Genomic DNA, 7821 nt, shown 5'->3' with positions numbered 1-7821 from the left:
AATCTCTTTTTTTGTCGGCGAATATGTTTTGAGTTTTTTTGGAATTACCATTTCGGCGCTTAGAATTGCCGGTGGGATTTTGATTGCCAGCTCTGGTTTTGGGTTGCTCAATGCCAATCCGAAGAAGCGAAAAGGAATCAGCAAAGAAGTGGAAGAAGATTTACAAAACAGAAGTTCAATTGCGCTGACGCCTTTGGCGATGCCTATGTTGGCCGGTCCGGGTTCGATTTCGTTATTGATTGCTTTTAACCAAGACCATCATTCTACCCCGGAAATTTTGTCTTCAGTATTTTCCATTATCATAGTGTCGTTGTTGATCTTTTTAATTTTGAGAAGCGCGCATTATTTGGCTAAATACTTTGGCGCTTCAGGCATTGTAGCCATTTCTAGAATTGTTGGCTTTTTGACTGTTGCCATTGGGATTCAGTATATTATTAGTGCGGTTTTGAGTATCATCCGCGGCATTTAATTATCTATCTGTTATTATCATGAAAAAAGCGTTATTTATTTTCGCCGCTGTGGCATTGTTTATCAGTTGTAAATCTGGTCAGAATCAAACCGGAAACAGCAAGGAATTGCAAGAATTAGTTACGGTGATGCAAGGACATTACTCTTCGGAAAAACAATCAAAAGCCGATGAGGATTACTTCAATATATCTTTAAGAATGACCCCGATATGGAAATCCAAAGGCAACTATCTTTTTGTAGAGCAGGCTATTTTTGACAAGCAAGACAAACCATATCGCGTAAGAATTTATAAAGTTTCCCAAAGAGGCGATGAATTCATCAGTGAGATTTACACTTTAAAAAATGAAAAAGCTTGGATTGGCAAATGGGCAACTCCTGAAGCTTATGACCAACTCACTGAAGCCGATATTGAACTTAAACAAGGCTGTGAAGTAGTCTTAAAACGTACCGGGAAAAATAAATTTGAAGGCGCAACCGGTGATAAAACTTGTCCCAGTGAATTGCGTGGTGCCAGTTGGGCGAACTCAATAGTTACTGTAACTGAAAACGAAATCCTTTCTTGGGATCAAGGTTTTGACAAAGACGGCAAACAAGTTTGGGGTGCTACCAAAGGCGGTTATGCGTTTATCAAAATTCAATAATTAGCAATTCCAATAAAAAAATCCCAAATTCCAATTATAACAACGGAATTTGGGATTTCCTGTTTAGTCCCGAAACTTCGGGATGGAATTTAATTTTTCGGCAGAAAAATTTCCGCCATCATGCAACGAGCGCTTCCGCCGCCACAAGCTTCGATGGTATCTAAACTGGAGTGGATGATTTCTACGTGTGCTTCGAGTTGGGCGATTTGTTTTTTAGTCAAGCTTTTAAAAGCCGACTCGCTCATCACCAAGTATCTTTTATCGTCTTTTCCTTTAACTTCGAGCATGTTTCCGGCAAAATTGTTGACTTGGTCTTCGGTGATTAAAATTACCTCTTTGTCATCGCCACGCAAGCTGTCTAAAACCATTTTGCGTTCTTTTTTATCATCGATACAATCGGCACAAACCACGGCAAAGGTATCGCCTAAGGTGAGCATCACGTTGGTATGATAGATTAGTTTTCTTTCGCCATTTACCGTTTGAAATGCTTCAAAAATAACCGGTGTGAATTCGAAATCTTCGCAAAATTCAATCATTAATTCTTCATCTGCTCTGGGTGATAAGGCGCAATAGGCTTTCCCGTTTTCGCGATCTAAGAGTAAACTTCCGGTGCCTTCTAAAAAAACATTGTCTTCTTCGGCCAAAGTATAATCCATGATTTCGTTGATTTCGAAACCTTCATCTTCCAATATATCCAAGATGTCTTCTCTTCTTTCGGCGCGACGGTTTTCGGCAAACATTGGGTATAAAACTACATCCCCATTTTCGTGAAAGGATATCCAATTGTTCGGGAAAATACTATCGGGTGTATTGGGTTCTAAAGTATCATCGACTACAATTACATTGACCCCAACTTTACGCAATTTGGCCACAAAAGCATCAAATTCGGCTTGGGCTTTGGCATTGACGGTTTCCGGAGATAAGCCGTCGAGTACTTTTTGGTAATAATTATTTACTGCAGTTTGTTCGTTCATACGAAACGCCACCGGGCGAATCATTAGTATGGAGTTGGTGGTTTGTTTCATTTTAGTCTCTTATTAAAGGTAAGGTCGAACAACGTAAAAGTCCTTCTTGTTTGGCAATTTCTGCGTATGGTATTTCTTCAACGATAAATCCGTTATCGCGAAGCCAGTTGTTTAATCGGGTAAAGTTTTTTTCGGAAACGACCACATTGTCATCTATAGAAAACACGTTGGAATTCATGTGGTACATTTCGTCGCGCGTGATGTGAAAGAGGTTTTCTTTACCGAATAGTTTCACTAAAAAAACATAATCCGATTCTTCACGGAAACCACTTTTGTAGATGATGCCTTTGTTTTTGCCGACCGGTTGAAAACAACAGTCTAAATGAAGTGCATTGTCACGCGCTTCCAACTTGGATTTTACCAAATCAAATTCTTTGACTTTTTTGTGCGGGAATAATTCCTTAATATAATTTACGCCCTGCATGTTGGTTCTCGCCGTAATATAGTCTTTGTAATCAGAGCCTTTGTAAGTTCCGATGAAAATATAATCATTCCAAAGCATCACGTCGCCACCTTCTATATGCACTTCTTCGGGCGGGCGGACAACTTTTGTCGGATCGATTTGGTCAATGACATATTGGATAGCGTCTAATTCTCGCTCTCTGTCGGGTAAAATATTGGCCTTCACAAATACATCGTCAATGACAAATCCGATATCGCGGGTAAAAATTTGGTTGTAGTTTTCAATCATTTTCGGGCGGAAAACCTGAACGTCATATTTTTGAAAAACTTGGTTAAAAGCTTCCATTTCTTTGATCATATCGGCTTCAACAGGATAAGTTCCGGCGAGTATATGCTCTAATGATTTTGGGTCATAAGCTTCTTCAGCAGTTGGTGTTGGACCGTTATTAACCGCGGAACCCAATACAACCGCTCTCAATCTTGATGTTTCGTTTTTTACATTTAATGGCAACATAAATTAGCTTTTGGCTTTCGACAAATATAAAAAAGCTTCTCGGTTGAGAGAAGCTTTGTTTATAAGTATTTAGAAGTAACATTAATTCTTAATCAATTTCTCGGTATGAATTCGACCATCTTCCGAAGTTATATTAATGATGTACACACCATTAGCGTAACTACTAACCTCTAATCGTGTATTATGGGTCAAATCTATCGAACGATCTAGGACTACTTTACCATCAATTGAAGTGATATTGACTTTATTAAATTGTGCGTCTTTCATCACAATTTCTATAGCACTGCTGGAAGGATTCGGAATAATAGCGAAGCCGTTGGCTAATTTTGTTAAATTAACAAAAATGTCCTCTGCTTTAGTTTCCGTTTTATTATCAGACACCGGTTCTCCGGTTGCTCTGTATACAAAATTACTGGTACAACCTTCAGGATAAGCGGCAAACTGCGCGCCTAAAACAGCTTCAAATCCAGGATTCAACTCGACATAATTAGCAGCATGGTATACAACTCCATTCCCGGTTGTATTGTCACCAACCGACACAATATTAGCCGCTTTGATCCAATCGGAGCGCTCTTTTTCTTTTACGGCGACTACCGCTAAATTATTGACATCATCGGCAGGAGAAAACAATTCTAAAATGGGCTGGCAACAATTATCAAAAGTCACATCGGGACCAATATTAGCAGAGTTGTCACTGACATCATACACAAAGGTTCCGGCCGGACAGACAACATTGAAGCTAGCATTTACTTCAAACTCAAAATCACCGCTGGGCGATACCCCAAACTGGCTTGGCGGAATTGAAAAACAGAAAGTAGTTGAAGTAATTTGTGATGGTGCTGCAATAGTAGACACTACGGTTCCGTTTTGCATAATATTTAACGACATAGTATTTAAACTAGCATTTACCGGTGGTTGATAGGTTCCGCAAACTTCTATTGGTGTTGTGCCTGACATGTCGGGACAATTAAAATGGGTTGGGTCTGTATTCAAGGCACCCAATTGAGGAACGGCACAAGTTAAGCCGCAGATATTGTCTATGTAAACGGTTCCGAAATGCGCTGAGGGTTGACAATCACTTATAGTAAATTCGATCCTTCCGGGTTGGTTTAGAATTTCTCCCACATTCAATCGGGCACAAATCCAACCGGTATACAAAACGCGACGGTTGCTATTTACAATCAATCGGTTAAACAAACAGTTGTCGGGATTGGCAATGATACATATTTCATCTACTATGTTGTTATTTTGATCGTATACCCTAACTCGGAAGAAAGGTTGAATAGGCTGACCGTGTGCGGGTTTGTTATCCATAATCAACGAAAAATTAAAATCAATCGTTGGTTGATCGATGGAGGTGAAAGACCGCGACATGGTAGTGATGTCTGAAGAACCAAATCCGCCGGCATTGTTGAGTTTTATACACTTAGACAAACCATTGGTGTTTAAGGTTGGCAAATTGACCCCTAAACCGGCCAATGTTGGATCAAACATTTGATAACCGGGACTTCCGCTGTCTATTAAAGTAATAGTCGAGCCGAAGTTATTGGTTGTTGGTGTAACCATGTTTGATGCCGTTGGCGTTGTTGGTGTTGCGCAAGAGAGAAAAAAGTCTTCACCGGAAGCGGGTTGCGGATAGGCATCAGACCAAAAAGTATAGCCGGCAGTATTGTTTTCAAAATCGCCGTTGACACAGGTTTGCATGATGGTTGGCGATGGCTGCTTGGCGATGTAATATTCTTTTTTATCAGGATTTTCCAAAAAGAACAATTTTCTCAACTCATAAATCTTAGTGTTGATTAAAGCTTTTTGCAATTCTTCCTCCGTAAACTCTTCTTCTTCTTTGAGGTGTTTGATTACCTCATCAGTAGTTTCTTTTGACAATTTATAATTTTTAAAATTATCATTGACAAAACGCACAATTTCAGCTTCTATTTGTTGCGAATGCGAAATCCTTCTGTTCTCTTCAGCCAAATACTCCGTTACTTGCGCAGTAGTCTTTGAGCCAAACAGCATTACAAAGCTGATTAAAACTATTTTATAGACCTTACACATACTATTTAGTTTTTGCCAATAATGCTTGAACCAAAGCTTTTAACTCCGTGATTTCTTTATTGTTTTTTTCGAGTGCTTGTCCTTGCGCCTCGATTTTTTTATCTTGATCGATGATGTAAAGTGTTAACTCTTCGATTTTCTCCATTTGTTTGGATTGCATTTGCGCTACATCAATTCCGTTTTGCGCCAATACTTCAGCTGAATCTATGCCAGGTAAATGCTTGTTGGCTTTGACAAAAGTTTCTACTTCTTTTAACGGCATCAACTTATAGTCGTTGGCAAAAACATAGTCGGCCCAATTGGCTGAGCTTCGTAATGCCACTTTAACTTTCTCGGTTAAAATTCCACCCTCAACGAATAATTTATAATTACCGGTAGTAGTTGGATACACCGACGAAGAACCTATATACACTTTCCCTCTAGTTGAACTGGTTGCCGTATTGAACCAAAGGTTACTATTATTCATATTGACTACTCTGTTTCCACCCGTAGTTGTAGCTTGGTTAATGGTACCATTGTTGGCATAAAGGCTAGTATCAACGGCGTTAATTACAAAAGGATCGCTTGTGGTACCAACACCGGTAACCGTAGTATTCGTCCCTGCAATCACACTGGTTGTAGGTAAATTGAAAGAACCACCACCATTGGATAAGGTTATGGTGTTTTCAGACTGTGATAAAGTTTGCGGAGCATAGGTCGGTAAGGTAACACTATTACCATTAGAGATTGATAATACGTTCCCGGATAATGTTAATGATTGCGCATCGGTATCAGTAAAAGTTGGTAAAGTAAAAGAACCACCACCATTAGAAAGTGTTACTACATTTCCGGTTTGTGATAGCGTTTGTGGTGTTGCAGAAGGCAAGGTTACACTATTACCGTTTGAAATGGAAAGTACATTACCGGCTAGAGCCAATGATTGTGCATCGGTGTTGGTATCGGTAAAAGTGGGTAAGGTAAAAGAACCGCCGCCGTTGGAAAGCGTGATAACATTTCCGGATTGTGATAGCGTTTGCGGTGCTTGTGAAGGCAAGGTTACACTATTCCCGTTTGAAATGGAAAGTACATTACCGGCTAAAGCGAGTGATTGTGCATCGGTATTGGTATCGGTAAAAGTGGGTAAGGTAAAAGATCCGCCGCCATTGGAAAGCGTGATAACATTTCCGGCTTGTGATAATGTTTGCGGAGTACTTGTTGGTAAATTTACCGGATTACTCTGCACCCCGTTAACCATAGTTATTAACTGGTTATTTGAATTGATAACATTAGCAATTGAATTCACTATGGGTGCCGTGGCTTGTATATTATTAACATTGGAAGTCATGGTGTTGCCATTAGAAGACATGGTATTAGAGCCAAGACTGTTAGGTAATAAATTTAAAACCACATCTCCGTTTTCATTGACAGTTAAAAATTTGTTGGTGGTTAATGAAGAAGTGGGAGTGAAATTACTGGTCAAATTGGTAAATCGCAACCCGGAGTTACCATTTTTACCATGACTGATTTCTACTTTGTTTTTGGGTGTAGTGGTGCCTATACCTACACTACCTTGAACCAACATACCATTGAGCGGCGCTATATTTATAGTGGCATCTGTACTATTGGATCTTGGCACATACCCTTTTCCAATAACAATACCACCGCCAACATCCAAACGGTTGGCCGGAATAATGTTATTTCCTAAACCAATACCGGTATTACCATTATTGTCGATGAAAATTCTTTGGTTTCCGATTCCGTCAGCTAATATAATTGTCTTTTCTAAAATGCTTCCTGCCAATCTCGAAGTCGTAAAAGTAGTATTCAATCTAACCCTACCTAAAAAAACATTATGGTTTCCGTACATAAGGTTTATTCCGGTTTCATTACCAATAAAAATATTGGAATCACCGGCTAACAAATGTCTGGGAGTTAAAGAGCCAATAGCAATATTCCCGCTACCAACATTGGTTAACAAAGCTGAATAACCAATTGCCGTATTATTATTTCCGGTAGTATTGGCTTCTAATGTTCTGTGACCAATGGCTATATTAGCCGAACCGGTTGTATTATATAGCAAACTTCGGGTTCCGAAAGCATTGTTAAGAGTACCGGTAGTATTTAACTTCATGGCTTCATTACCGTAAGCACAATTAAAACCGCCTTGAGAACCTCTTAATACATCGGCTCCAAAAGCATTATTACTATTACTGGTATTGTCTCTTAATGCATTTTTACCAAAAGCAGTATTAAAACTTCCGGTATTGTTAGCTCCGGCATTTTCACCTGAGAAAGAATTGTCAACCTGGCTGTTCCCTTTAACAACAACTAACAACAGCAACATCGTGTAGATAAAGTAATTTTTTATTTTCATAACTAAAAGATTTGGGGCATTAAAAATCTAATTGGTACTCGTTTATTTATGATTCTACAGGTTGGGCAAAACAAAAAAGTAAAGTTTTAACTAATTCGGCAGTAAGGATAACTTAATGTTGTGTAGGTTATTAAATTACCTTAACTGCTTTTTCTCTTTTGTTAATTCAAATATAGAAGATAGCCTTTTGAAAAATCCACAAAAAGCACATTTATTCGATGAAATACATCTTTTTTGTATTTACATAAGTAAATTTCTTATATTTTAAAATGATGTTTTGACCTACAAAAAGTTAGTCCTCTGAAATTCAAACAAGAAAGAATTTTTCAAAAACTAAAATAAGAATGGTGAAAAATAAAAAAA

At 38.7% G+C, this 7821-nt stretch carries 6 protein-coding genes; 2 read left to right on the top strand and 4 right to left on the bottom strand.

Annotated elements, in window-relative coordinates:
- Both ACIQ32_RS05500 and ACIQ32_RS05495 read left to right on the top strand, forming a co-directional pair.
- Positions 1-469: MarC family protein (locus tag ACIQ32_RS05500; RefSeq protein WP_396194689.1), on the top strand; the 469-nt coding region annotated here is incomplete at its 5' end.
- Positions 470-488: 19 nt separating this feature from the next.
- Positions 489-1109, top strand: a complete 621-nt coding sequence (locus tag ACIQ32_RS05495) for a chromophore lyase CpcT/CpeT (RefSeq protein WP_396194688.1) — start codon at positions 489-491, stop codon at positions 1107-1109.
- A gap of 89 nt (positions 1110-1198) precedes the next feature.
- On the opposite strand, the gene ctlX is transcribed toward ACIQ32_RS05495, so the two are convergent.
- From ctlX to ACIQ32_RS05475, 4 genes are all read right to left on the bottom strand, one after another.
- The gene (ctlX, locus tag ACIQ32_RS05490; RefSeq protein WP_396194687.1) at positions 1199-2134 is read right to left on the bottom strand and encodes a citrulline utilization hydrolase CtlX; all 936 of its coding nucleotides are present in this window, start codon (positions 2132-2134) and stop codon (positions 1199-1201) included.
- 1 nt (position 2135) lies between these two features.
- Positions 2136-3050: a dimethylarginine dimethylaminohydrolase family protein gene (locus tag ACIQ32_RS05485; RefSeq protein WP_396194686.1), complete on the bottom strand. Its 915-nt coding sequence runs from the start codon at positions 3048-3050 to the stop codon at positions 2136-2138.
- Between the two features lie 81 nt (positions 3051-3131).
- Positions 3132-5105 carry a T9SS type A sorting domain-containing protein gene (locus tag ACIQ32_RS05480; RefSeq protein WP_396194685.1) on the bottom strand — a complete coding sequence of 658 codons (1974 nt, stop codon included), beginning with the start codon at positions 5103-5105 and terminating at the stop codon, positions 3132-3134.
- Between the two features lies 1 nt (position 5106).
- Positions 5107-7458, bottom strand: coding sequence for a beta strand repeat-containing protein (locus ACIQ32_RS05475; protein WP_396194684.1), 2352 nt, complete (start codon positions 7456-7458; stop codon positions 5107-5109).
- Between the last annotated feature and the right edge of the window lie 363 nt (positions 7459-7821).

Origin of the sequence: Flavobacterium sp., from assembly GCF_044373165.1 — a bacterium.
GTDB lineage: Bacteria > Bacteroidota > Bacteroidia > Flavobacteriales > Flavobacteriaceae > Flavobacterium.
The sequence above is the reverse complement of the archived record's forward strand: the minus strand, read 5'-3'. Positions and strand labels throughout refer to the sequence as shown.